The sequence below is a fragment of the Sphingomonas sanxanigenens DSM 19645 = NX02 genome, assembly GCF_000512205.2.
Taxonomy (GTDB): Bacteria; Pseudomonadota; Alphaproteobacteria; order Sphingomonadales; family Sphingomonadaceae; genus Sphingomonas_D; species Sphingomonas_D sanxanigenens.
In genome coordinates this window covers 5314974-5338410 of record NZ_CP006644.1, presented here as the reverse complement: position 1 = coordinate 5338410, position 23437 = coordinate 5314974, and the positions used below count along the sequence as shown (strand labels likewise).

25 protein-coding genes are annotated in these 23437 nt (G+C 67.1%); 16 read left to right on the top strand and 9 right to left on the bottom strand.

Annotated elements, in window-relative coordinates; translation table 11 throughout:
* The first annotated feature begins 16 nt into the window (after positions 1-16).
* The 6 genes from NX02_RS24420 to NX02_RS24395 are packed head-to-tail and all read left to right on the top strand — an operon-like array spanning position 17 to position 5799.
* Complete coding sequence (locus NX02_RS24420; RefSeq protein ID WP_025294787.1) at positions 17-250, top strand: DUF6489 family protein; 234 nt, start codon at positions 17-19, stop codon at positions 248-250.
* 23 nt (positions 251-273) lie between these two features.
* Positions 274-1587, top strand: a complete 1314-nt coding sequence (mnmE, locus tag NX02_RS24415; RefSeq protein WP_025294786.1) for a tRNA uridine-5-carboxymethylaminomethyl(34) synthesis GTPase MnmE — start codon at positions 274-276, stop codon at positions 1585-1587.
* A gap of 57 nt (positions 1588-1644) precedes the next feature.
* Positions 1645-3477: a tRNA uridine-5-carboxymethylaminomethyl(34) synthesis enzyme MnmG gene (mnmG, locus tag NX02_RS24410; protein ID WP_025294785.1), complete on the top strand. Its 1833-nt coding sequence runs from the start codon at positions 1645-1647 to the stop codon at positions 3475-3477.
* Positions 3474-4100 (top strand): 16S rRNA (guanine(527)-N(7))-methyltransferase RsmG, encoded by a 627-nt coding sequence (gene rsmG, locus NX02_RS24405; protein ID WP_025294784.1) that lies wholly within the window; start codon positions 3474-3476, stop codon positions 4098-4100. Before mnmG ends, rsmG begins: the two co-directional genes overlap by 4 nt.
* Entirely contained in the window at positions 4097-4879 is a 783-nt protein-coding gene (locus NX02_RS24400) for a ParA family protein (protein ID WP_025294783.1), read from the top strand. The genes rsmG and NX02_RS24400 overlap by 4 nt, the downstream gene beginning before the upstream one ends.
* Positions 4876-5799 (top strand): ParB/RepB/Spo0J family partition protein, encoded by a 924-nt coding sequence (locus NX02_RS24395; protein WP_025294782.1) that lies wholly within the window; start codon positions 4876-4878, stop codon positions 5797-5799. The genes NX02_RS24400 and NX02_RS24395 overlap by 4 nt, the downstream gene beginning before the upstream one ends.
* Before the next feature lie 42 nt (positions 5800-5841).
* On the opposite strand, the gene holA is transcribed toward NX02_RS24395, so the two are convergent.
* Genes holA through NX02_RS24375 form a run of 4 tightly spaced genes read right to left on the bottom strand, consistent with a single transcriptional unit; the run spans position 5842 to position 10339 of the window.
* Entirely contained in the window at positions 5842-6867 is a 1026-nt protein-coding gene (gene holA / locus NX02_RS24390; protein WP_025294781.1) for a DNA polymerase III subunit delta, read from the bottom strand.
* The gene (lptE, locus tag NX02_RS24385) at positions 6864-7373 is read right to left on the bottom strand and encodes an LPS assembly lipoprotein LptE (protein ID WP_025294780.1); all 510 of its coding nucleotides are present in this window, start codon (positions 7371-7373) and stop codon (positions 6864-6866) included. The genes holA and lptE overlap by 4 nt, the downstream gene beginning before the upstream one ends.
* Positions 7370-9889: a leucine--tRNA ligase gene (gene leuS / locus NX02_RS24380; RefSeq protein WP_025294779.1), complete on the bottom strand. Its 2520-nt coding sequence runs from the start codon at positions 9887-9889 to the stop codon at positions 7370-7372. Before leuS ends, lptE begins: the two co-directional genes overlap by 4 nt.
* An 18-nt stretch (positions 9890-9907) precedes the next feature.
* Positions 9908-10339: a DUF3576 domain-containing protein gene (locus NX02_RS24375; protein ID WP_039996816.1), complete on the bottom strand. Its 432-nt coding sequence runs from the start codon at positions 10337-10339 to the stop codon at positions 9908-9910.
* A 235-nt stretch (positions 10340-10574) separates the two neighbouring features.
* On the opposite strand from NX02_RS24375, the gene NX02_RS24370 reads away from it, so the two are divergent.
* Positions 10575-11258 (top strand): hypothetical protein, encoded by a 684-nt coding sequence (locus NX02_RS24370; RefSeq protein ID WP_039996815.1) that lies wholly within the window; start codon positions 10575-10577, stop codon positions 11256-11258.
* Here the strand turns inward: NX02_RS24370 and NX02_RS24365 are convergent.
* The gene (locus tag NX02_RS24365; protein ID WP_025294776.1) at positions 11248-11823 is read right to left on the bottom strand and encodes a thiamine phosphate synthase; all 576 of its coding nucleotides are present in this window, start codon (positions 11821-11823) and stop codon (positions 11248-11250) included. The genes NX02_RS24370 and NX02_RS24365 overlap by 11 nt on opposite strands.
* A gap of 22 nt (positions 11824-11845) precedes the next feature.
* Between NX02_RS24365 and NX02_RS24360 the strand changes: the two genes are divergently transcribed.
* From NX02_RS24360 to recF, 6 genes are all read left to right on the top strand, one after another.
* Positions 11846-12511 (top strand): YggS family pyridoxal phosphate-dependent enzyme, encoded by a 666-nt coding sequence (locus tag NX02_RS24360; RefSeq protein ID WP_025294775.1) that lies wholly within the window; start codon positions 11846-11848, stop codon positions 12509-12511.
* A gap of 13 nt (positions 12512-12524) precedes the next feature.
* On the top strand, positions 12525-13214 hold the full coding sequence (locus NX02_RS24355) for an HAD family hydrolase (protein WP_025294774.1): 690 nt from the start codon (positions 12525-12527) through the stop codon (positions 13212-13214).
* A gap of 66 nt (positions 13215-13280) precedes the next feature.
* The gene (gene pdeM / locus NX02_RS24350) at positions 13281-13943 is read left to right on the top strand and encodes a ligase-associated DNA damage response endonuclease PdeM (protein WP_025294773.1); all 663 of its coding nucleotides are present in this window, start codon (positions 13281-13283) and stop codon (positions 13941-13943) included.
* Between the two features lie 77 nt (positions 13944-14020).
* Positions 14021-14242 (top strand): hypothetical protein, encoded by a 222-nt coding sequence (locus NX02_RS24345; protein WP_025294772.1) that lies wholly within the window; start codon positions 14021-14023, stop codon positions 14240-14242.
* 226 nt (positions 14243-14468) lie between these two features.
* Positions 14469-16958, top strand: coding sequence for a TonB-dependent receptor (locus NX02_RS24340; RefSeq protein WP_025294771.1), 2490 nt, complete (start codon positions 14469-14471; stop codon positions 16956-16958).
* 94 nt (positions 16959-17052) lie between these two features.
* Entirely contained in the window at positions 17053-18144 is a 1092-nt protein-coding gene (gene recF / locus NX02_RS24335; RefSeq protein WP_025294770.1) for a DNA replication/repair protein RecF, read from the top strand.
* A gap of 203 nt (positions 18145-18347) precedes the next feature.
* Here recF and NX02_RS24330 read toward each other — a convergent pair whose 3' ends face one another.
* The 4 genes from NX02_RS24330 to NX02_RS32825 form a co-directional block, all read right to left on the bottom strand.
* Positions 18348-18938, bottom strand: a complete 591-nt coding sequence (locus NX02_RS24330) for a winged helix-turn-helix domain-containing protein (RefSeq protein ID WP_025294769.1) — start codon at positions 18936-18938, stop codon at positions 18348-18350.
* A 144-nt stretch (positions 18939-19082) separates the two neighbouring features.
* Positions 19083-19970, bottom strand: a complete 888-nt coding sequence (locus tag NX02_RS24325; protein WP_025294768.1) for a hypothetical protein — start codon at positions 19968-19970, stop codon at positions 19083-19085.
* Positions 19970-20941, bottom strand: a complete 972-nt coding sequence (locus NX02_RS24320; protein WP_025294767.1) for a hypothetical protein — start codon at positions 20939-20941, stop codon at positions 19970-19972. Before NX02_RS24320 ends, NX02_RS24325 begins: the two co-directional genes overlap by 1 nt.
* A gap of 14 nt (positions 20942-20955) precedes the next feature.
* A complete protein-coding gene (locus NX02_RS32825) occupies positions 20956-21108 on the bottom strand; it encodes a hypothetical protein (RefSeq protein WP_158014175.1) in 153 nt (50 codons plus the stop codon).
* Between the two features lie 202 nt (positions 21109-21310).
* On the opposite strand from NX02_RS32825, the gene NX02_RS32820 reads away from it, so the two are divergent.
* The 3 genes from NX02_RS32820 to NX02_RS24305 are packed head-to-tail and all read left to right on the top strand — an operon-like array spanning position 21311 to position 23415.
* Complete coding sequence (locus NX02_RS32820; protein WP_158014174.1) at positions 21311-22525, top strand: GGDEF domain-containing protein; 1215 nt, start codon at positions 21311-21313, stop codon at positions 22523-22525.
* Positions 22526-22564: 39 nt separating this feature from the next.
* Positions 22565-23032 (top strand): PaaI family thioesterase, encoded by a 468-nt coding sequence (locus tag NX02_RS24310; RefSeq protein WP_025294765.1) that lies wholly within the window; start codon positions 22565-22567, stop codon positions 23030-23032.
* Positions 23029-23415, top strand: a complete 387-nt coding sequence (locus NX02_RS24305; protein ID WP_025294764.1) for a PaaI family thioesterase — start codon at positions 23029-23031, stop codon at positions 23413-23415. The genes NX02_RS24310 and NX02_RS24305 overlap by 4 nt, the downstream gene beginning before the upstream one ends.
* The last annotated feature ends 22 nt before the right edge of the window (positions 23416-23437 follow it).

The window sequence follows — 23437 nt, the reverse complement described above, 5'->3', positions numbered from 1 at the left end:
AAGCGGGAGTAGAGTGATGAAGATGAATGTCGAAGTCGACTGCACTCCCGAAGAGGCGCGTCGTTTTCTCGGCTTGCCCGATCTCGCGCCGATCCATGAAAAATACATCGCCAATCTCACGCAGACAATGGAACAGGGGTTGAGCCCGGAGGTGATGGAAACGCTGATGAAGGCGTGGACGCCGATGGGTGAATCCGGCATGCGCCTGTGGCAGCAGCTTTTCGACACGATGAGCGGCGGGAAACGCTGAGCCACGGCGGGTTCGCGGGTGCGATGACCGACCGATCGCGCTTTGGCGCCACGCGTACGATCTATGCGCTGTCGAGCGGGACACCGCCGGCGGGTATCGGCGTGGTTCGGATCAGCGGGTCGGCGGCAGGCGCTGCGCTGATCGCGCTGGCAGGCGGTGCCTTGCCGGCGGCGCGCCGCGCGAGCCTTCGCCGGCTGCGCGATGCCGCGGAGGTGCCGCTCGATGATGCGCTGGTGCTGTGGTTCCCGGGGCCCAACAGCGTGACCGGCGAAGATCTGGCCGAACTGCATCTTCATGGCGGCCGCGCGGTGGTCGCCGGCGTGCTTAGCGCCCTGAGCCGTATCGATGGCTTGCGTCCTGCAGAGCCAGGAGAGTTTACCCGGCGTGCGTTCGAGAATGGCAAGATCGATCTGGCCGAAGCCGAAGGACTTGCCGACCTGCTGGCGGCGGAAACAGAGGCGGCGCGGATCGCAGCACTGCGGATCGCCGAGGGCGGGCTTTCAAACGTGGTGCTCGATTGGCAACAGCGGCTGCTGATGCTCGCGGCGCGCGTCGAGGCGCTGATCGATTTTTCCGACGAGGATGATGTCCGTGAGGAAGATGAGGGCAGGGGTATCCGCGAGGCGCTGGCGGATGTCGGGCGCGCGATCGACGCGCTGGAAGCCACACCACCCGCGGAACGGCTCCGCGATGGCGTGCGCGTGGTGTTCGGCGGTCCGGTCAACGCCGGCAAGTCGACCCTGTTCAACCGCCTCGCGGGTCGCGATGCCGCATTGGTTTCGCCGGTTGCCGGAACGACGCGCGATGTCATCGAAGCACCCGTGCAGATCGGCGGCGTACCGCTGCTTTTGATCGACACGGCGGGTCTGCGATCCGATGCGGCCGAGATCGTCGAAGCGATGGGGATCGATCGCGCAGCGCAGACGATTGCCGGTGCGGACATCATCCTGTGGTTCGGCGATGCTGCCCACGTTCCGGATGCGGGTCGCGCAATCCTTGTTCACGCGCGTGCCGATGCCAGGAGCGATGCCGCGCCGCCGGGCTCGGTGATCGTCTCGGCGCATGATGGCGAGGGGGTTGATACGCTGCGCGACGCCGTGCTGGATCGGGCGCGATCTTTGCTGCCGCCCCCCGACGGGTTGTCTCTCAACCAGCGCCAGCGCGGTGCCTTGGCTGCTGCGGCGGCCGCAATCAGACAGGCGATCAACGAACCCGACTGGTTGCTGGTCGCGGAGCATTTTCGCATCGCGCTGGCGGCATTCGATCGGCTGACCGGCAGGGCGGGGACCGAGGATATGCTGGATGCGCTGTTCGGACGCTTTTGTATCGGCAAGTGAGGCTGTTCCACGTGGAACATTTTTGACTTGAACGTGCGCACGGCCTAGCGCGGACCGATGGATGCGCGTTTCGATATTCTCGTCGTCGGCGGCGGACATGCCGGTTGCGAAGCGGCAGCGGCGGCAGCGCGCATGGGCGCTGCGGTTGCGTTGGTCAGCTTCCACCAGGCGACGATTGGTGCGATGTCCTGCAATCCGGCGATCGGCGGATTGGGCAAGGGGCATCTCGTCCGCGAAGTGGACGCTTTCGATGGCCTCATCGGCCGTGCTGCGGACCACGCGGCGATTCACTATCGTATGCTCAACGCCAGCAAGGGCAGCGCGGTGCAGGGGCCGCGGGTGCAGGCCGACCGTAAGCGCTACCGCCAGGCCATTCATGATCTGCTTGCCGCGCATCCGACCCTGACCATTGTCGAGGGCGAGGCGCGCGCGCTTCGGCTGAACAGCGGACGGGTGAATGGGCTGGAACTGGCAGATGGCCGCCTGCTCGGCGCCGCGGCCGTCGTGCTCTGCACGGGCACCTTCCTCAATGGCCGCCTCTTCCGTGGCGCCGAGCGCACGGCCGGCGGCCGCACCGGTGAGGCGGCGTCCGAGACGTTGGGCGACCAGCTGCGCGCGCTTGATCTTCCGATGGCGCGTCTCAAGACGGGAACGCCGCCGCGATTGGATGGTCGCACGATCGACTGGTCGCGTCTGGAAGAGCAGCCGTCCGATAATGGCCATTGGACGATGTCCGCGCTTGGACCGGGTCGGGTCGCGCCGCAGTTGCATTGCGCGATCACGCGAACCAACGCCGCGACACACGCGGTCATTCGCGATGCGCTGCCGCAGTCGCCGTTGTTCAGCGGCGCTATTGCGGCGCGGGGGCCGCGCTATTGCCCGTCGATCGAGGACAAGATCACGCGCTTCGGCGATCGGGATGGGCACCAGATCTTCCTCGAACCCGAAGGGCTCGACGACCCGCTGATCTATCCGAACGGCATTTCGACGTCGCTGCCCGTGGATGCGCAGCGCGCGATGGTACGGACGATGGAAGGGCTTGAGCGCGCTGAAATCGTCCAGCCGGGCTATGCGGTCGAATATGACCATATCGATCCGCGTGCACTCGATCATCGGCTCGAACTGCGGGCGATGCCCGGCTTGTTCTGCGCCGGCCAGATCAACGGCACGACCGGATATGAAGAAGCCGCCGCGCAAGGGCTCGTCGCTGGCGTCAATGCGGCGCTGTCCGTGGCGGGCCGTCAGCCGATGATCCTCGATCGCGCATCGAGCTATATCGGAGTGATGATCGACGATCTCGTGTTGCAGGGCGTTACCGAGCCCTATCGCATGTTGACGGCGCGCGCCGAGTATCGGTTGCGGCTGCGCGCGAACAACGCCGATTCTCGACTCGCGCCGCATGCGCAGACCGTGGGCTGCCTCGGGACGGAACGCAGCGATTGGATTGCCCGGCGCGAGCGGCACCGCGCGACGGCAATGGCGCGGTTGCAGGGGCCGACCTATGCCGGCGTGGTCGCAACGGGGGAGGGCGGTCGCCGATCGCTGTGGGATTGGTTGCGCTTTGCCGGCGTCGATCGCGAGCGGATCATCGACATCGATCCGGACCTCGGCGCGGTTCAGCATGATCTTCTCGACGAATTGATCGAGGATGCGCGCTACGCGCCCTACGTTACACGGCAGGATTCGGAGATCCGCGAACGCCGTCATAATGATCATATCGGCATTCCCGCCGGGTTCGATTATCGCGAGATCGGCGGTCTTTCAGCGGAGATGGTGGAACGGCTCGAAGCGGCGGCGCCCGCGACGTTGGGGGAGGCTGGCCGCATTCGGGGCGTGACCCCGTCGGCGCTGGCGGCTATCCTTGTTGCGGTGCGGCGTCAGGCGGCATGACAGAGGACGAGGCGCGTGCCTGGCTCGAGACGACGCTCGATGTTTCACGTGGAACAATGGATCGCATCGCCCGCTATCTCGTGTTGCTGGCGGAAGAGGCCAGAAGGCAGAACCTGATCGCCGAATCGACCTTACCGACGATCTGGGCGCGTCATGTTGCCGATTCGGCGCAGCTCATCCCCCTCGCGGACCGCCCCCACGGCACCTGGCTTGATCTTGGATCCGGAGCAGGTCTGCCCGGTATCGTCATCGCGCTGATCACGGGCGCGCCTGTGGTCATGGTCGAGTCGCGTCGTCGCCGGGTGGAATTTCTTCAGGCGGTTATCGATGACCTCGGACTCGGCAATGCCGACATCCGGCTGTCGCCTGTCGAGCGCGTCGAAACCTTTGCGGCGGTAACGATTACTGCGCGCGCGTTCGCGCCGTTACCCAAGCTGTTCGAACTTGCTCACAGGTTTTCCACAGAAAAGACGCAGTGGGTGCTTCCGAAGGGTCGGAATGCAAAAGCCGAACTGGAAGCCGTGGCCCTGACGTGGCACATGATGTTTCACGTGGAACCGAGCATCACCGACGATGCAGCGGGCATCATCGTCGCGCGGGACGTCAGGCGGAGACGGCAATGATCAGAATCGCGATCGCGAATCAAAAGGGCGGCGTTGGCAAGACGACGACAGCGATCAACCTTGCCACCGCGCTCGCCGCGACGGGATGGCGTGTGCTGCTGGTCGACTCGGATCCGCAGGGCAACGCCTCGACAGGTCTGGGTATCGGCAATGCGCAGCGCACGCGCACGAGCTATGACGTGATCATGGGTGATTGCGGTGTCGGCGACGCGGTCGTGCCCAGCGTGGTACCCAAGCTGGATGTCCTGCCGGCGACCGTCGATCTCTCGGGTGCCGAGGTCGAACTGGTCGATCAGGAAGACCGGGTTCATCGCCTCAGCCAGGCGCTCGATGAAGCGACTCCGGGGCGCTGGGACATCTGCCTGATCGATTGCCCGCCCTCGCTGGGGCTGTTGACGGTCAATGCGATGGTCGCAGCGCGGCAAGTGCTCGTGCCCTTGCAGTGCGAGTTTTTCGCGCTCGAAGGGCTCAGCCAGCTTCTCAACACGGTCGAGCGCATCCGCGGCCGGTTCAACCCGGCGCTCTCGATCATCGGCGTCGCGCTGACGATGTATGATCGCCGCAATCGCCTGACCGAGCAGGTTGCGCAGGATGTGCATGCGGTGCTCGGCAAGATCGTGTTCGAGACGGTCATTCCGCGCAACGTGCGCCTCTCCGAAGCGCCGAGCCATGGCGTGCCAGCGTTGATCTATGACATTCGCTGTTCGGGGTCGGAGGCCTATGTCCGCCTCGCGAGCGAGTTGATCGGGCGTCTTCCGAAAGGTTTGAAAGCAGCATGAGCGATGATACGGTGACTCCTGCGGCGGCTCCGCGTCGCCGTCCCTCCGGGTTGGGGAAGGGGTTGTCCGCGCTGCTCGGCGAGGTGCAGCGAGAGGAGCCGGTGGCGCCGGGAGCGGCACGCGCGGCCGGTGTCCAGACACTCTCCGTCACCGAGATGCGCCCGCATCCGGGGCAGCCGCGGCGGCACTTCGACGACGACGCGCTCGAGGAACTGGCGCAATCGATCCGTGATCGCGGCGTGCTGCAGCCGATCGTCGTCCGGCCGTTCGACGGGGGCTATCAGATCGTCGCCGGAGAACGCCGCTGGCGCGCCGCGCAGCGGGCGCAGCTCCATGAGGTGCCGGTCATCGTCAAGCTGTTCGACGATGCCGAGACGCTCGAAGTTGCGCTGATCGAGAACATCCAGCGGCAGGATCTCAACGCGATCGAAGAGGCGCAGGCTTATAAAAGGCTGATCGCCGACTATGGCCACAGCCAGGAAGCGCTGGGCCGCCTCGTCCACAAATCCCGTAGCCATGTCGCCAATCTGATGCGGCTGCTCGACCTGCCCGACCCGGTGCAGGGCGCGGTTGCTGAAGGCCGTCTGTCGATGGGGCATGCCCGTGCGCTGATCGGTGCGCCGGAGGTCGAACGGCTTGCCGAAGAGGTCATCGATCGCGGTCTCTCCGTGCGGGATACCGAGAAGCTGGCGCGCGGGGCCAAGCCGGCGAAGGCGCGTGAGACATCGGCGCCGCGCGGCAACGGCGGGGCGGGGGGGGATGCCGACATCCTCGCGCTCGAACGCCAGCTCGGTGATCTGCTGGGACTCAAGGTGAAGATTGCGCACGAAGCGAGCGGCAGCGGCGCTGTAACGCTGGGCTATTCCTCGCTCGATCAGCTCGACATGATCTGCCAGCGGTTGAGCGGCGAGCGGATCTGACGCCAGGCTGGGTTTCCCGACGCCGCGCAGCCGGGGGAAGATTCAGCGCAGCCGGGAGGCGACCCGCGCCACAGCGATCAGTTCGGCATCGACGAGCATCGGCCCCGCCGACCCCGACGATTTCACCTGTCGCTCCGCATCCAGCACGCGGCCGAGCCCGATCGCAAGGCGGGATGACGGCCACATCCTGAGCTGCCGCGCGACCGAATCCTTTTCCTTCCAGAACAAGGCTTTGCCGGCGGACGCCATGACCGAATCGACGCTGCTGCCCGAATCGACCTCGGCGCGCAGCTGAATCAGCAACTGCAGGCGCCGCAGCAACGTGCGCAGCAACACGATCCCTTCGATACCCTCCTGCGCCAGTCGCCCGAGCTCGCTGCCGGCGGCGTCGGGGCGGCCGGACAGAACCGCTTCGACCAGCCTCGACAGGTCGCTTTCACCGGCGCCGGCGCCGATCGCATCGAGCGCGTCCTCATCGGCGGTGGCGGGGCGTTCGGGCGCGGCATCCAGATAGAGTGCGAGCTTCTCGATCTCCCGCGAGAGCACGGCACGATCATTGCCGGCCGCCTGGGCGAGTCGGGTCGCAACGCCAGGGTCCAGCCGGAGGCCTGCCTCGCGGGCGATCGCCATCGCCAGCCGGTCGGCATCCTGCCCCTCGGGCAGATAGCTCGCAAAAGCCATCGCGGCGGTCGATTTCAGCCCGAGCTGAAGCAGCTTGGAGGTGTTCTTGAGCGCGCCGGCGACAAGCACCACGGGGTTGCCGGCCTGCTCGGCGGAGAGCAGCGCATCCACCGCCGCCAGGCACTCGTCGCCCGCCGGCATCACCCGGATGTGGCGCGCGCCGCCGAACAGCGAGATCGCCGCCGCTTCGTCGGCGAGGCGGGCGGGATCGTTCTTGAGTTCGCTGCCTTCCAGATCGATGCGCTCGGCCCCCGGTCCCATCGCGCTGTCGAGGCGCTGCGCAAGCGCGCGCGATCCCGACTCATCCGGGCCGTAGAGGATGAAGAGGCGGATATCCGCGGGCGGCGCGGTCAGTGCGCGCTCGATCTGGCCGCGATTGGCCTTCACGGCTCCCCGGAGGGAGATTGCGCGCTGCGCCGGCTGTAGACCGCCACCCGGGCGACGATCTGGTCCGCCACGGTCTGCGACAGCCGCTCGAGGGCGCTGTTCTCTGCTGCGATCGTTGCATATTCGGAACTGACGACGTCGATGCCGGCATCCGATCCCGCTGTCGCGTCGAGCACGACGGTGTTGGGGCCGACTTCGACAAGGCGGTAGCGCGCGCGCAACGTCCGCCGCTCGCGCGTGATCGCATCGTCGGAGCGGACGCCGAAGCCGGTGATCTGGTCGTCGAGTTCGACTTCAAGCCGGTAGGTGGCGCTGCCCTGGTGCGGGCCGAGCCGGTCGTTGAGCGCGTTGCGGACCAGCCAGCCGGCGCGGCCCTGGATCGGCGCCACCTCGACCGCACCGAGCGCGGCCGCCACGCTTCCCTTGGTGCCGCCGCTATAGAGCGGCTGCAGCCCGCAGGCGGACAGCAGCAGCGGCACGACGGCGAGGGGAAGTGCACGGATCATGCGACGATGTTTACCAGACGATCGGGCACAACGATCACCTTTTTCGGTGTCGCGCCATCAAGCGTGCGGACGACGCCGCCTGCCGCCAGCGCGAGCTGTTCCAGCGTCTCGCGGCTCTCGCCCTTGGCAACCGTCAGCGTGTCGCGAAGCTTGCCGTTGACCTGCACCGCGACCGTCACCTGATCGTCGACGAGCAGCGTGGGATCGACCGCGGGCCATGCCGCCTCGGCGACCAGCCCCGCTTCGCCCAGAACCTCCCAAGCCTCTTCGGCGAGGTGCGGCACCATCGGCGAAACCAGTGCCACGAGCGTGCGGATCGCAGTCGTGCGCGACGCGCTGGGCGCGGCCTTCTCGATCGCACCGGTCAGCTCATAGAGCTTGGCGACGGCCTTGTTGAAGCCGAGCGATTCGATGTCGGCGGCGACGCCGGCGATCGTGCGGTGCAGCTTGCGGTCGAGATCGGCATCGCTGCCGGTGGCCGTCGCATCGGCGCCATCGACCAGGCGCCACAGCCGGTTGACGAAGCGCCACGCGCCTTCGATTCCGGCCTCGCTCCACGGCAGGTCGCGCTCGGGCGGGCTGTCCGAAAGCATGAACCAGCGCACCGCGTCCGCGCCATATTGATCGACGATGCCGGTCGGGTCGACGGTGTTCTTCTTCGACTTCGACATCTTTTCGATGCGGCCGCGCGTCACCGCATCGCCGGTGGCGATGATCGTCAGGCCATTCTCGCCCGGCTGGACCTCCTCGGGGGAGAGCCAGCGACCCTGCGGATCCTGATAGGTCTCGTGGGTCACCATGCCCTGCGTGAACAGGCCGGTGAACGGCTCCGCCACGTCGAGCTTGCCGATATGCTTCAGCGCGCGCGTCCAGAACCGTGCGTAGAGCAGGTGGAGGATCGCATGCTCGACGCCGCCGATATACTGCCCCACGGGCAGCCAGCGCTCCGCCACGGCCTTGTCGAACGGCTTGTCGTCCGGCTGGCTGGCGAAACGGATGAAGTACCAGCTGCTGTCGACGAAGGTGTCGAGCGTGTCGGTTTCGCGCCGCGCCGCCGCACCGCATTTCGGGCAGTCGACATGCTTCCAGGTCGGATGCCGATCGAGCGGGTTGCCGGGCACGTCGAAGCTGACATCTTCGGGCAGCTTCACCGGCAGCGCCGCACGCGGCACCGGCACGACGCCGCACGCATCGCAATGGATGATCGGGATCGGCGTGCCCCAATAGCGCTGGCGCGAGACGCCCCAGTCGCGCAGGCGCCATACCGTCGTGCCCTTGCCCCAGCCTTCATGCTCCGCGCGGGCGATCACCATCGCCTTGGCGTCTTCCACTTCGGCGCCGTCGAGAAAGCGCGAGTTCACCAGGCGGCCGGGGCCGGTATAGGCCTCCTCACCGATCTCCTCATTCTCGGCGCCCTCCGGGGCGACGACGCGCTGCACGGGCAGGTTGTATTTGCGTGCGAAATCGAGATCGCGCTGGTCGTGCGCCGGGCAGCCGAAGATCGCGCCAGTGCCATAATCCATCAGCACGAAATTCGCGACGTGAACCGGCAGATGCCAGCTCGGATCGAGCGGGTGCTGCACGCTGAGGCCGGTATCGAACCCCTTCTTCTCGGCGGTCTCGATGTCGGCGGCGGCGGTGCCGCTCTGCTGGCATTCGGCGATGAACGCGGTCAGTTCGGGGCTGTGCTTCGCCAACTCCTGCGCCACCGGATGGTCGGCGGCGATCGCGATGAAGCTCGCGCCGAACAAGGTGTCGGGCCGGGTGGTGAACACCTCGATGCCGCGATGCGCGGTACCGGTGCCGACGAAGTCGAAGTGCAACCGCGCGCCGCGGCTCTTGCCGATCCAGTTCTCCTGCATCAGCCGGACCTTGTCCGGCCAATGCTCGAGCGTGCCGAGCCCCGCCAGCAGATCCTCGGCGAAGTCGGTGATCTTGAGGAACCACTGGCTCAGCTTGCGCTTCTCGACGGTTGCTCCCGAGCGCCAGCCCTTGCCGTCGATCACCTGCTCGTTGGCGAGCACGGTCATGTCGACCGGATCCCAGTTGACCGCCGATTCCTTGCGATAGACGAGGCCGCCCGCATAGAGATCGAGGAACAGCGCCTGTTCCTGGCCATAATATTCGGGCTCGCAGGTCGCGAGTTCGCGGCCCCAGTCCAGCGCGAAGCCCAGCCGCTTGAGCTGCGCCTTCATCGCCGCGATGTTGGAGCGGGTCCAGTCGCCGGGGTGGACCTTCTTTTCCATCGCCGCATTCTCGGCGGGCATCCCGAACGCGTCCCAGCCCATCGGATGCAGCACTTCGTGCCCGGTCATCCGCTTGAAGCGCGCCAGCACGTCGCCCATCGTATAGTTGCGGACGTGGCCCATATGGATGCGCCCCGACGGATACGGGAACATCTCAAGAACATAGGCGCGCGGCCGGGCGCTGGAATCGTCCGCGGCGAAGACCTTGCGGTCCTCCCACACGGCCTGCCAGCGCGCGTCAGCCGTCAGCGGGTTGAAGCGCGAAGTCACTGTAATGGAACCCTTTTCTTAGCCGGAATAGGCGCTGCGCCGCAGGTCGCGCGCCTTGGTGAGGATGATTTCCTCAAGCTTCTGGACCGTGGCCGCCTGCACCGGCGCATCCACCCAGGCACCGTTCTGGTTGAGCTGCCGCGAGGCCGCGACGCGCACCGCGTCCGCGCGGAGATCCTGGTCGAGGATCGACACGGTAAGCTTCATCCGCTCGGTGGGCGTGTTGGGATTCACATACCAGTCGGTCACCACAACGCCGCCGTTCGAATCCGCATTGACCAGCGGCATGAACGAGAGCGCGTCGAGCGTCGCACGCCAAAGATAGGAATTGACGCCGATCGTCGTGACCTTGGACGCGGCAAGATCCGCAGTCGGCCGCTCCTTGCCGCCGCACGCGGCAAGCGTCGAGATCAGGGCGATCGCGATCGCGAAGCGGGCAGGTCGGTTCATGCGGGTGGTCCTTGGAATAACGGTTACGCGCGCCATCTATAGATGGTCCCGCGGCGCCCGCAAGCGATGCGGGCATTTTGGGACTGGCGCGGATGTGGATATCATGTCACAGCCCTTCGCGAAACGTCGGGGGACGGTGGCATCTCGCGGATAAACCGTGCTAATCCCTCGTTTGAAGGGGATGAACAAAGTGGTTGGCGCGAGTCGCAAGAGGGCGGGATGGATCGGAGCGGCGATGGCCGTGGCCGTCATTGCCCTGTACCCGGCGCTTGCGGCCGAGGACGCCCCTGCAAAATATGCGTCGAAGAAACCGGTGTCGTTGAACGTACGCGGTGGAATCGGCTCCTTCACACCCGCTTCCGCCGATCCGCGGCTCGCCGCCAGCTTCGCCCGCGCCGGAATGACGAGCAATGGCTTCCGCTTCACGCCGGCCTCCGCCGCGGACGGCCGCAGCCGCCCGGTGACGGTGGCGGTGCGTGCGCGCTCCAGTGTCAGCCGCGCCGATGCGGAGAAGATCGCGATCGCTGCGCCGACCTCGGTCAGCATCACGCCGATCGCCTATAATCTGGGCGTCGCGGTGGGCTGGAAGCGTTTCGCGCTGTCGGGTGACGTGTCGCGCGTCGATACCGGCCTGATGCCCGGCGGCCGTGAAACGGTCGATGTCGGTGTCAGCTATACCGGCAAGAAATTCTCGGCACGCGTCCAGGCCGGTGCGGATCGTCCGACCGCCGGCCAGCCGGCGCTGGTTGCCGCGCCTGAATCCTATTCGGTCGATCTGGGCACCAGCTATTCGCTGACCCGCAACCTCGATGTCACCGCCGGCCTGCGCTATCGCACCGACCGGGATCGCTTGCTGCCGACGGCCGATGACCGTCGAGACAGCCAGGCGGTCTATATCGGCACCGCCTTCAAGTTCTGATCCGCCCCGGCGCCGTGAGGGCGTCGATCGCGGCCCAGCCATAGGCGCCGAGCGCGGCCATGCGGCGCGCGCGTCTGGCATCCATACCCCCCAGCGCCACGATCGGGATGCGCGTGCGTGCCGCCAGCGCCGCGAATCGCCAGCGTCCGAGTGGCTGGGCGCCGATATGCGAGCGGGTGGGGAAGACCGGAGAGAGCAGCAGCAGGTCGGCGCGGATTCGCGATGCACGCGCGATCTCCCGCGCGCTGTGCACGGGCGCGGTGCGAACGAGCCGCATGCCCGCGGCGTTTCGTGCGCGGCCGTGGACGCCATCGGCGCGCCAGCCGATCGCCTGCTCGGCGCGACCCGCCAGAATCAGCATCAGTCCGCGCCGGCGCGCGATGGCGCGGACGCGGTCGAACAACGCCCGCCGCTCGGTCGGGGGTGTCGCATGGTGGCGGAAGATCACACCGGTGCCGCGCGGCATCCGCTCCAGCGCCATCCAAAGCGCCTCGCCGGCACGCTCGTCGGTCATCAGCCAGAGACGGGGCAGGGTGGGCGCCGATCGGCGGTGGCGGTGCGGCATCGGCCTGCCTATAGCAGCGCGCATGACCGAAACCGAAGCCGCATCGCGGTTGTCCGAGGTGACGACCGCCATCGCCCGCGCCGCGCGCCTGGCGAAACGCGATCCCGCCGACGTGGCGCTGATCGCCATTTCGAAGACGCATGAAGCCGCGGCGATCCAGCCGCTGATCGACGCCGGGCATCGGCGCTTCGGCGAGAACCGGGTGCAGGAGGCGCAGGGCAAGTGGCCGGCGCTCAAGGCCGCGACCCCCGATATCGAACTGCATCTCGTCGGCCAGCTTCAATCCAACAAGGCGGCGGACGCGGTCGCGCTGTTCGACGCGATCCATTCGGTCGATCGGCCTTCGCTCATCGATGCGCTGGGCAAACTCGCGGCGGCGGGCACGGCGATGCCGCAGCTGTTCGTGCAGGTGAATATCGGCGAGGAAGAGCAGAAGGGGGGCTGCGCCATTGCGGATGTCCCCGGCCTGCTGGCGCGCGCCGCCGATCAGGGGCTGGCGATCGCGGGGCTGATGGCGGTACCGCCCGCCGATACCGAGGCGGCACCGTATTTCGCGCTGCTCGCCAAGCTTGCCCGCGCGCACGGCCTTGCAGGGCTCAGCATGGGCATGTCGGGCGATTTCGAGACGGCGGTGATGATCGGCGCGACGCATGTCCGCGTCGGGACCGCGCTGTTCGGCGCGCGCTGAGGAAAGGATCGACATGCGCTTCGAAGGCATCATCTTCGATTTCGACGGCGTGCTCGTCGACAGCGAGTTCGTCGGCACCGCGCATCTGGCGGACGTGCTGACCCGGCTTGGCCACCCGATCACGCCGGAAGAGGCGGCGGCGCGCTTCATGGGGCTGGCGGGCAAGGATTTCCTCGACGCCATCGCCGACTGGCGCGGCGCGCCGGTGCCCGAGGAATTCCATGCGTTGCGCGCAGAAGAGGATGCGCGCGTGCTGGCCGAGGGAATCGTCGCGGTGACGGGGGCGATCGACTTCATCCGTTCGCTGCCCGCCGATCTGCCGAAGGCGATCGCGTCGTCCAGCAGCACGCGCTGGATCACGACGCATCTCGACCATCTCGGTCTGCGATCGATGTTCGCGCCGCATATCTATAGCGGGCGCGAGCATGTGACGCGCGGCAAGCCCGCGCCCGACGTCTATCTTCATGCCGCGGCGGCGATCGGCGTCGACATCGGCCGCACCGTCATCGTCGAGGATTCGCCGGTAGGCGTTACCGGCGCGGTCGCATCGGGTGCCGAGGTGGTCGGGCTGTGTGCGGGCACGCATTGCGGCGTCGGCCACCGCGAACGCCTCTCAGCGCTGGGCGCGCACCATATCGTCGGCAGCTTCGCGGAACTCGCGGACTGGGTGGGGCTGAACGCAGCGCTTGTGAAAGCGCGCTGATCGACGTGGCGGGGTGTGATCGCAACCCCCTCGACGAGCGAGTCCGCATCCGGTTATAGACACGTCATGGTTCCCTTTTCGTTCGCCGGACACGCCTTCGCGGCCCTTCGCCAGGGCGCCTTGTGGTGGCCGGCAAGGCAGGCGCTGCTCGTCGCCGATCTGCACCTCGAAAAGGCGAGCTGGTTCGCCCGCTTCGGGCAGATGCTGCCGCCCTATGACAGCGTCGCGACGTTGACCGAATTGCGCGCGCTGGCGGAGTCGACCGGCGCCCGCGAGATCTGGTGCCTGGGTGACAGTTTTCACGATTCCGCCGGTTGTGCGCGACTCGACGATGTCGCGCGGGAGCATTTGCGCGCGCTGACCGCGGCCACGCGTTGGACGTGGATCACCGGCAATCATGATCCGGGGATCGACGCGGCGCTGGGCGGCACGGTCCTGACGGAGGCGGAGGTCGATGGCCTGCTGCTGCGCCATGAAGCGCAGCCGGGCGAGGCACGCCCGGAGCTTTCGGGCCATTTTCATCCCAAGTTCCGCATCAGCCTGCGCGGGCGCCATGTCTCGCGGCGCTGCTTCGTCGCCACATCGGGAAAACTGATACTGCCTGCCTTCGGTGCGCTCACCGGCGGGCTCGATGCCGGCCATCCGGAGATCATCCGGGCGGTCGGCCCCGCCGCCGAAGCGCTGGTTCCGCTTTCGGACCGGCTGCTGCGGTTCCGGATCGCCGCCTGAAGCGGAACCGCGCGGACGATCAGGCATTGGAAGCGTAACGATCCGCATTGAATCATCGTTATTGGAGAGTTTCGACCGTGACCGACAGCAAGACAGATCTTCCCGTCAACGCCGCGACCAGCGACGAAGGCGTGCCGCCGCTCGCGGCCGAGGCGGTGGAGGAAGCGCGCTTGGCGAAGGCGGCGGAAAAACGCCGGCTCGCCGGCATCAGCAACACCCAGATCGGCATCGGTATCGGCGTAGGATCGGCCGCGCTGCTCGCCGCGCTGCTCTATACCCGGCGCGGCCGCCACAAATAATCAATCATCCGCGCAAGTTGAGCGACCCCCGCTCGAGGGGGGGAGAATAGGTTTCATTCGGCATATGCGTTGCCTTTTTGCAACGCACTATAATTGACTGCCCCTTGCCGCCCCGCGGGCACTTCCGTGTCACGCAACCGCAATATAATGCGACCACAGGGCCACGGGACGGCGCACGGCGCCGCTGGAGCGAACCTGTGTTGGGGGTTCGGCAAGGGGAACACACATGAAGAAGCAATATCTGTTCGGCGTGGCTTTTGCCGCGCTCATGATTCCGGGCGCCGCGTTTGCGCAGTCGACCGGCTCGATCGATTTCGAAGGCGAAGACATCGTCGTCACCGCCGGCCGTTCTGACAACGGCGTCGGCGGCGTGATCCTGCCGGAGACCTCTAAGGCGAAGGCGGTCCTCGACCAGGAATTCATCGGTCGCCAGGCGCCCGGCCAGACGATCAACGACATCATCAACCAGCTCCCCGGCGTGTCGTTTCAGAACAACGACCCATTCGGTTCGGCCGGCGGTACGCTCACCATTCGCGGTTTCGACGATACGCGCATCAGCCAGACCTTCGACGGCGTTCCGCTGAACGACTCGGGCGGCTATGCGCTCTATTCGAACCAGCAACTCGATCCCGAACTGATCTCGCAGGTCAATGTCAACCTCGGCACCACCGACGTCGACAGCCCGACCGCGGCCGCTTCGGGTTCGACCGTCAACTACCGCACGCGTCTGCCGAACGAGGATTTGGGCGCGATGTTCTCCGGTTCGGCCGGTGAATATGGCTTCTTCCGCATCTTCGGCGCTGTCGATACAGGCGAGATCGGCCCGTGGGGCACCCGCGCTTTCTTCGCGGCCAGCCACGCCGAGAACGACACGGTCTACAACAACCGCGGCCGCATCGATAAGCAGCAGTACAACGCCCGCGTTTATCAGCCGCTCGGCGCGAACGGCGACTTCATCTCGGTCGCCGGTCACTACAACCAGAATCGCAACAACTTCTTCGGTTCGATCGGGCTTCGTAACGACCGTGCCGTTCCCGGCGGTTTCCCACAGACCAAGGACGAGCGCTTCTACACGATCGAGCGCTGCACAACCGACGAACCGCGGGCTGGCGCCGTCGACTCGCCGAACAGCTGCGGTTCAAGCTTCGACGAGCGCTACAATCCGTCCAACACCGGCAACATCCGTGGCGCTTCGCGTTTCACGCTGAGCGACGGTCTCGTCCTCACGGTCGATCCGAGCTACCAGTACGTGAAGGCCAATGGCGGCGGAACGCTGATCGCGTCGGAAGGTCGCACCACCATCGGTGGCGTTCCCTCGACCGGCTATATCGGCGCCGCTTCGTCGTCTGCGACTCAGTTCTTCGCCGGTGCCGACCTGAACGGTGACGGCGACGTGCTCGACACCGTGCGCGTGCTCTCGCCGAGCCAGACCCAGACGCACCGTTATGGCCTGATCTCGTCGCTGCGCTACGACATCAACGAACATCACACCGTTCGTCTCGCTTATTCGTACGACCGCGCGCGTCACCGCCAGACCGGTCAGGCCGGTTTCCTCGACATCAACGGTGAACCGTTCGATGTGTTCTCGGTGAATGTTCCGATCGTCGATGGCAGCGGTAACGTGCTGCAGAAGCGTGATCGTCTCTCCTATGCTATCCTGCATCAGGTTGCCGGTGAGTATCGCGGTGAGTTCCTCGACGAGGCGTTGGTCGTGAACGCGGGTCTGCGTGCGCCGTTCTTCAAGCGTGAGCTGAACAACTATTGCTTCACCAAGGAAGCGAATGGCACGCTGAACTGCTTCGGCAGCAACACCGCTGCAGAAACCGCCTATGCCAACGCCAATCCGGCGATCCAGGGTCCGCAGCGTCGTACTTTCAAATATGACAAGCTGCTGCCGAACGTCGGCCTGACCTATAACTTCACGCCTGCGATCAGCGCGTTTGCGAATTACTCGAAGGGCATTCAGGTTCCGGGCACGGATAACCTGTACAACTCCTTCTTCTTCGCGCCGGGCACTGAAGGTTCCGATCCGTCGCCTGAGACCACCGACAACTTCGATTTGGGCGCTCGCTATCGGTCGAACGGCCTCGTCGCCCAAGTTTCGCTGTGGTATACGAAATACACGGATCGTCTGGCGTCGGCCTATGATCCCGAGATCGATCGGACCATTTACCGGAACCTCGGCCGGGTCGATAAGTACGGGATCGACGGCAGCATCTCGTACCGCATCATCCCCGAGTTCCAAGTCTATGCCTTCGGTTCGTACCTGAAGTCGGAGATCAAGGACAATGTTCAGCTCGGTACGGTCGGCGGCGTTCCGACCTTCGCTCTGACCGAAGGAAAGCGCGAGTCGGGCGCTCCGACCTACACCTTCGGTGGCCGCGCCCAGGCAACACTCGGCCCGGTCGAACTCGGCGTCCAAGCGAAGCGTACCGGTCCGCGCTACGTCAACGACCAGAACCTGCCTCTCACCGTTGGTGGCAGCGTCGTGTACGGCGCCAGGGCGCCCGCCTACACGCTGGTCGATCTCGATGCCCGTCTGAACCTTGAGTTCGTAGGCCTCAACGACAAGACCTACCTGCAGCTCAACGTCTCGAACGTGTTCGACGAGTTGTATGTCGGCGGTTTCGACGGCGGCCTGCTCGCGACCTCGGCGCCCTTCGTCCAGATCGGCTCGCCGCGCACCTTCATGGGTTCGATCGTCGTCGCTTACTGATCGACTGACATCGACCCGAAGTTCGGCCCGTCGCTCCAGCAAGGAGCGGCGGGCCTTTCTTTATGTTGCGCAAGCAATCGCCTATGCGGGGTCGATGCCGCTCGCGCGCCTGACGCTCACCGACTTCCGCAATCATGCCGGTGCCTCGATCGAGGCCGGTGACGGATTCGTCGTGCTCACCGGAGAGAATGGCGCGGGCAAGACCAACATCCTCGAAGCGGTCTCATTGCTCGCCCCCGGCCGCGGGCTGCGCCAGGCCCCGCTGGGGGATATGGCGCGGCGCGATGGGCCGGGCGGCTTCGCCTTGTCGGCACTGCTCGTCGACGCGGGCGGTGCCGCCGGGGACGGCATCACCATCGGCACCGGCACGACATCGCAAGCGCCGGAACGCCGGGCGGTTCGGGTTAACGGCGCGGCCGCGGCCGCGACCACGCTTTCAGAATGGCTGTCGATCGTGTGGCTGACCCCGGCGATGGACCGGCTGTTCGTCGAATCGGCGAGCGGGCGGCGGCGCTTCCTCGACCGGCTGGTGCTCGCGCTGCGCCCACGCCACGCGCATCATGCCAGCCGCTACGAGGCGGCGATGCGATCGCGCAACAAGCTGCTCGCCGACGAGCGGCCTGCCGACCCGACCTGGCTCGAGGCGCTCGAGGCGCAGATGGCGGAGCATGGCGCCGAGATCGCCGAGGCGCGCGCCGCGCTGGTCGAAGCGCTCGGCGCGGCGCTCGATGCGCAGCCCGAGGGACCGTTCGCGCGGGCGGGGCTGGCGCTCGAAGGATGGACCCCCGGCGGCGATCTGGCCGCGGCGCTCGCGGCCGGCCGCGCGCGAGATGCCGCCGCCGGCCGCGCGCTGGACGGCCCGCACCGCAGCGACCTTGCCGTCACGCATCGCGGCAAGGCTCAGCCTGCCGCGCTCTGTTCGACAGGGGAACAGAAGGCGCTGCTGCTGGGCATCGTGCTTGCGCATGCCGATCTCGTCGCCGCCGATATCGGCCGCCGGCCGCTGCTGCTGCTTGACGAGGTCGCCGCGCATCTCGATCCCCGTCGCCGCGCCGCGCTGTTCGCGCGGCTCGCCGATGGCGGCGGGCAGGTGTGGATGACGGGGACCGAGGCATCGCTGTTCGCGGAGATCGAGGGGCGGGCAACGCGGCTGCTAGTCGGAGATGGCGGGGTGATGCCGGCCTGAGCGCTGCGCCTGCACCGGGTGGGCCAGGCTGGTGCGTCGTCAAGCCGGATCGTCTCCGGAGCGGATCGGTCTGCGTCCCAAAATGTGGGGCGGACCGGCGGCCTGGTCCATCAACGCGCCGGTCGCCGGCGTCGGCGGGACGGTGCCCGGCCGAATCGGCGGCTCTTCGGCGTGGATCTTCGTCGAACGGCAGCGGACGCGCCTCAATCCGGATCGGGTGAAAGGCGATAGCCCTCCCCACGGCGCCAATGGATCAGCGGCTGCGCGAACCCGCGATCCAGCTTGGCGCGGAGACGCGACATATGCACCGCGACGACATTGGTGCCCGGGTCGAAATGGCGGTGCCATACCGCCGACAGCAATTGCCGCCGGCTCGCCGATGTGCCGCGCAGCCGGGCGAGGTGGACGAGCAAGGCATATTCGCGCGGCAGCAGGTCGATAGCGCTGCCCCCGCGCCGCGCCGCGCGCGACAGCAGGTCGATGTGGAGGTCGGCGCAGACCAGTTCCCGGTCGGGATCGGCGCACCGCCGCCACATCGCTTCAAGGCGCGCGGCAAGCAAGGCGGGTGGCGCGGTGATCGGCGCGCAGCTGTCCGCGCCGCCCTGCAGCATCGCGATTTCGAGCTCGGTCCGCTCGGTCGGCGTCAGCACCAGGATCGGGCAATGGTGTGCCTCGCCCATGGTCGCGGCGAGCGCGGCGCGGGCGGGGGCCATGGCGGCATCGACTGCAAGCAGGATCGCCGCCGCTCCGGTGGCGCGCGCGGCGGTGCCGGCGTCGAACGCGGCGATTTGCATGCCCGGGAGAATCGACGGAGCGAGGGCGCGATCGGCGCCCGCCCTCCCGTCGATCCAACCCACAAGCTGCATGCCGGCCGCTTTCCACCCGTCGCTGCACCGGCGCAGGGTGGTTGCGGCGCCTGAAAGCGCGAAGCCGAAGTGTCACCGTATCGGATCAATCCGTTCGCAATACGCGCGGCTGGTTTCGCGTACGAGGCGGGATGTATCCCCCGCCCACCGCTGCCAGACCGCATCGCCCTCGGAGGCCGCAACCGCCTCGATCGCCGCGACGCGCATCCGGCTGCTGGGATGCGTCGCCGCGACATGATCGAGCAGGTCGCGGCCATCACCGCCGAGATGTGCGGCGAGCGCGAGCAGCGCGGTGGCGGGCGCGGTGTTGAGGATGCCGTCGATCCGACCGTTGACGACGTCGAAACGGAACTGGTCGCGCCACACCTGCCGCTCGTTCAGTTCCATGATGTTGATCGAGACCGAAAAGGCGTCGGCGGGCGCCTGATCATGGACGTCGCGATGCGCACGATAGAGCAGCACCCGTCCTTCGGCGAGGCGCGAGCGTTCGACGAAGCGCAACGCGGCGGGCTCCCCGGCGCGTCCGGCGACGCTGCCCGGGTCATAGTCGTAATAGTCGCTCCAATAGCCGGGGCCGGCATAGCCGACGGTCAGGAAGCTGAAATTATGATCGTGCGGCACGCCGTAGAAAAAGGGGGCAATGCCGCTGTCGCGCACCACTGTGTCGCCTGCGGACGGCCAGAAATTGGCGCGGATGAAATAGCTGCTGCGCGGCCGGTGCAACATCATCACCTGCGAGGAGTAACGGTTGATCGCCTGCTGGCGTGTCAGCCGCGACTTGATCTCGTCGACCGCCATCCGCCCGAGGAAATCGCGGTTGCGCGCCAGCGCGGCGAGCCAGGGGCCGAAGCTGGCAAAGCATGCCTCGTCACGCGGATCGAAATCGGGCTGTTCGAGCCGATCGACCAGCTCGTCGAGCGTGATCGGCGCGATGGTGCCAGGGGCGATGGAAAGGGGCATCAGGCGGCCCTCCGTCGGTCGATCCGTCCCTGTGTCGACGATGCCGCCGCGCGGACTTCCGGGTGAGGATCGGTGGCGGCGAGGTGCGCCAGCCGCGGCAACGCCGTTTCCGGATCCAGCAGCAGCCATTCGCGCATCGCGTGCCAGCGGAGATCGAACTCGGGCTCGTCGAGTGCCGCCTCGAACGCGGCGCGCGCCGTGCTGCAACCGATGCTGCGCAGCATGGTGAGAAGCATGCGCATCCGCGAGGCTTCGTCGCGGGTCTCGCTCGCTGCGATCAGCCGGCCGTCGGCGGTGGCATATTCGCGCTGGAACGGCGCGCGATCGAGATGCACCGCGGCGCGCAGGATGAGCATGTCGCGCGCCGGCGGTTCGATCGTGTAGCCCTGCGTGCGGCCGTCGACGCGCACCGTCTGGCCGGCGGTGAGCGGCATGATGCCCATGTCGTGCAGGCGTGTCGGCGCGGCCTGGGAAAAGCCGGCTCCGGCGGCTTCGGCGCGCCACCAGCGAAGCCTCGCCCCGCCGGGCTCGACGATGTGGAGCGCGCCGAGCGCGCCCGACAGCACGACCGCGTGCGTGGCTCCCTCTCCGCGCCGTGCCAGCGCAGCCGCGGAAATCCGCGCGATCGCGATCGAAGCCGCCGGCGTCTGGATCAGCAACAGCCCCCGCTGGATCTCGTCGCCCAGCGCCAGCAGCGGCGGCGCGAACAGCGGATCGGCGCGCAGCCCCGCGACCAGCGCACCGAGCATCGGCCGCAGCCAGCCGCCATTCGCACCCCCCTCGCCGAACAGCGCAACCAGCGCGTCCTGCACCGCGACACCCCCCGATGCCGCGGCCGCCCCGATCCGTGCCTCGATCGCCGCCACATCGTCGCGGAGGCGCCAGGCGCGGGAGACGTCTGCCGCCCTCTCCCGCGCCCGCAGCAGCGCCACCCGATCATCGAAGATCGCCGGCTTGGTCGGCGCCGCCATCGCCGGTCTCCCGATCAGTCGTTGCCGTCGCCGCAGCCGTGGCCGGTCGCGACGATGATGTTGAAGATCGGGTCGATCACGTCCGCCTTCACCAGCGATCCGTGGATGCCGATCCGGCTGTCGAGATCGGCGATATCGGCGGGGTCGATCTGTACCGTTTCACTCATGCTTGCCTCCCTTTGCTGGGCATCGCGAAGCTATGGGCGGTGGGGCGGGCAGCGTGAGTTACATCGCTGTAACGGTCCTTGGCCGCAAATGGATCTATCGGCCGTTGCCGCAGCCTTCGGCACGGCGCAGAACGGCTGTTGCACAGTTGTGATCACGGTAAGGCGGAACGCACAGCCAATGGTCGGACTCATCAGGCGGGCGATGGCCGGTTTTCGGCGCGATCTCGTCGTGCGCGGATGGCGCGCGACGACGCCGCTGCCCGAGCCGGTCTATCGGGATCTCGTCGCGATGCTGTTCACGATGGCGCTGCCGATCGCCGGGCTCGGCGCGTTGCTGCTGGTGGTGTCCGGGCTGCTGGCATGGAGCTGGCGTGATCCGGTGATCAGCGCGATCGGCGCGGCGATCGCGCTGATCACCCTGTGGCGGCTGTGGCTGATCGCACGGGTTCGGCGCCACGCCATCGACGATCTTCCGATCGCAGAGATCCGGCAGTGGGAATGGCTCTATGCGCTGGGCAGCCATGGCACCGCGGTGCTGCTGAGCGCACTCGGGGTGCGGGCGCTGCAGTTCCACGCACCGATCGTCCACATGATCATCGTCAGCCTGATGTTCACCTTCGGGGCCGGCATCGTCTCGCGCATCGCGATCCGGCCCGCGATCTGCGTGCCCAGCATGATGCTGGCGACGCTGCCCATCGCCATTGCGCTGGGGTTTCACGCGGTACTGCCCGATCCCGACGGGCTTCATCCGGAACTGTTCGCGATCGAATGCGTGCTGGTGCTGGTCGTCACCGGGCTCAGCGTGCAATCGATTGCCCATATCTATCGATCGACGATCGAACATCTGGGCACGAAGCACGAGCTGTCGCTGCTGGCGCTGCAGGATGCGCTGACCGGCCTTCCCAACCGCCTGCTGTTGCGCAACCGCTTCAAGGAGGAGATGCGCGCGGTGGTTGTGGAGGAATGCCTCCTGGCGCTCCATTTCCTCGACCTCGACGGCTTCAAGGCGGTCAACGATCGCTATGGCCACCCCGCCGGCGATGCGCTGCTGCGGCAGGTTGCGGAGCGATTGAACCTGCTGGTGCGAGACAGCGATACCGTGGCGCGGCTGGGCGGCGACGAGTTCGTGATCCTTCAAAGCCGTATCCAGCATGTCGACGAGGCGGAGGTGCTCGCCCGCCGCGTGCTGCGGCAGCTGAGCGCGCCCTACGAGCTGGGCGGCACGCAGCTGATGATCGGCGTGAGCGTGGGCATCGCCATTGCGCCCGTGCACGGCAGCGGCTGGGAGGGGCTGTCGGTGTGCGCGGACGAGGCGCTGTACCAGGCGAAGGCGCGCGGCAAATCGCAGTTCGCCTTCTGCGCCCGTGCCGTTCGCGAAGCCGATTCCGGCCCCGCATCGAGCGTCGCCGCGCGCTGAGGCTTGCGAGCCGTGGCCCGCTCTGCCTAAGGCCGGGGCATGACCGAACCGACCGAAGCCGCTGCCGGCGGCGCGTTGCCATCCGCTTTCGATCCGGCAGCCTTCATGCGCATGACGCGACGCTACGGTCATGGTGCGGCTGTGGGCATCCGCTATGACGCGCATGGCGCGGATTGGGTGCAGCTCGCCTTCGACTGGAAACCCGACCTGGTGGGCGAGCCGGCCACCGGCGTCATCGCGTCGGGGCCGATCCTGACCTTGATGGATACCGCCACCAGCATGGCGATCTGGGCGAAGCTCGACCGCTTCATTCCGCAGGCGACGCTCGACCTGCGCGTCGACTATCTCCGCCCGGCGACGCCGCACCGCACCGTGATCGGCCGTGGCCAATGCTATCGCGTCACCCGCTCGATCGCGTTCGTGCGCGGCCAGGCGCATGATGGCGATCCCGCCGATCCGATCGCCCATGTCGTGGGCACCTTCATGTTTCTGGAGGATCGGGGATGAGGGCGCTGCCACCCTATGCCGATCTGCTCGGGCTGAGCATCGCCGAGCTGCGCGACGGAATGCCGCTGTTGACGATGCCCTTCGGAGAGGCGGTGCTCGGCCGGCCCGGCTTCGTCCATGGCGGCGCGATCGCCGGGTTGCTGGAGATGGCGGCGTTCGCGGCATTGCACGCTTCGCTTGCGGACGAGGCGGACGTGACGGTGAAGCCGGTCAATGTCAGCGTCGATTATCTGCGGGGCGGCCGCGAGAAGATCACCTATGCGCTCGGCCATGTCTCCCGCCTCGGCCGGCGCATCGCCAATGTCGATGTCAGCGCCTGGCAGGACGACCCCGGCGCACCGATCGCCACGGCGCGGATGACGATGCTCCTGCGCCGGGGGTGAGTCCTTCCTTTCGTCCCGAGCG

Coding starts and splice junctions, on each gene's coding strand:
- NX02_RS24420 (WP_025294787.1), top strand. CDS start 17: ATGAAGATGAATGTCGAAGTCGACTGCACTCCCGAAGAGGCGCGTCGT.
- mnmE (WP_025294786.1), top strand. CDS start 274: ATGACCGACCGATCGCGCTTTGGCGCCACGCGTACGATCTATGCGCTG.
- mnmG (WP_025294785.1), top strand. CDS start 1,645: ATGGATGCGCGTTTCGATATTCTCGTCGTCGGCGGCGGACATGCCGGT.
- rsmG (WP_025294784.1), top strand. CDS start 3,474: ATGACAGAGGACGAGGCGCGTGCCTGGCTCGAGACGACGCTCGATGTT.
- NX02_RS24400 (WP_025294783.1), top strand. CDS start 4,097: ATGATCAGAATCGCGATCGCGAATCAAAAGGGCGGCGTTGGCAAGACG.
- NX02_RS24395 (WP_025294782.1), top strand. CDS start 4,876: ATGAGCGATGATACGGTGACTCCTGCGGCGGCTCCGCGTCGCCGTCCC.
- lptE (WP_025294780.1), bottom strand. CDS start 7,373: ATGATCCGTGCACTTCCCCTCGCCGTCGTGCCGCTGCTGCTGTCCGCC.
- NX02_RS24375 (WP_039996816.1), bottom strand. CDS start 10,339: ATGAACCGACCTGCCCGCTTCGCGATCGCGATCGCCCTGATCTCGACG.
- NX02_RS24370 (WP_039996815.1), top strand. CDS start 10,575: ATGGCCGTGGCCGTCATTGCCCTGTACCCGGCGCTTGCGGCCGAGGAC.
- NX02_RS24365 (WP_025294776.1), bottom strand. CDS start 11,823: ATGCCGCACCGCCACCGCCGATCGGCGCCCACCCTGCCCCGTCTCTGG.
- NX02_RS24360 (WP_025294775.1), top strand. CDS start 11,846: ATGACCGAAACCGAAGCCGCATCGCGGTTGTCCGAGGTGACGACCGCC.
- NX02_RS24355 (WP_025294774.1), top strand. CDS start 12,525: ATGCGCTTCGAAGGCATCATCTTCGATTTCGACGGCGTGCTCGTCGAC.
- pdeM (WP_025294773.1), top strand. CDS start 13,281: ATGGTTCCCTTTTCGTTCGCCGGACACGCCTTCGCGGCCCTTCGCCAG.
- NX02_RS24340 (WP_025294771.1), top strand. CDS start 14,469: ATGAAGAAGCAATATCTGTTCGGCGTGGCTTTTGCCGCGCTCATGATT.
- recF (WP_025294770.1), top strand. CDS start 17,053: ATGCCGCTCGCGCGCCTGACGCTCACCGACTTCCGCAATCATGCCGGT.
- NX02_RS24330 (WP_025294769.1), bottom strand. CDS start 18,938: ATGCAAATCGCCGCGTTCGACGCCGGCACCGCCGCGCGCGCCACCGGA.
- NX02_RS24325 (WP_025294768.1), bottom strand. CDS start 19,970: ATGCCCCTTTCCATCGCCCCTGGCACCATCGCGCCGATCACGCTCGAC.
- NX02_RS24320 (WP_025294767.1), bottom strand. CDS start 20,941: ATGGCGGCGCCGACCAAGCCGGCGATCTTCGATGATCGGGTGGCGCTG.
- NX02_RS32825 (WP_158014175.1), bottom strand. CDS start 21,108: ATGAGTGAAACGGTACAGATCGACCCCGCCGATATCGCCGATCTCGAC.
- NX02_RS32820 (WP_158014174.1), top strand. CDS start 21,311: ATGGCCGGTTTTCGGCGCGATCTCGTCGTGCGCGGATGGCGCGCGACG.
- NX02_RS24310 (WP_025294765.1), top strand. CDS start 22,565: ATGACCGAACCGACCGAAGCCGCTGCCGGCGGCGCGTTGCCATCCGCT.
- NX02_RS24305 (WP_025294764.1), top strand. CDS start 23,029: ATGAGGGCGCTGCCACCCTATGCCGATCTGCTCGGGCTGAGCATCGCC.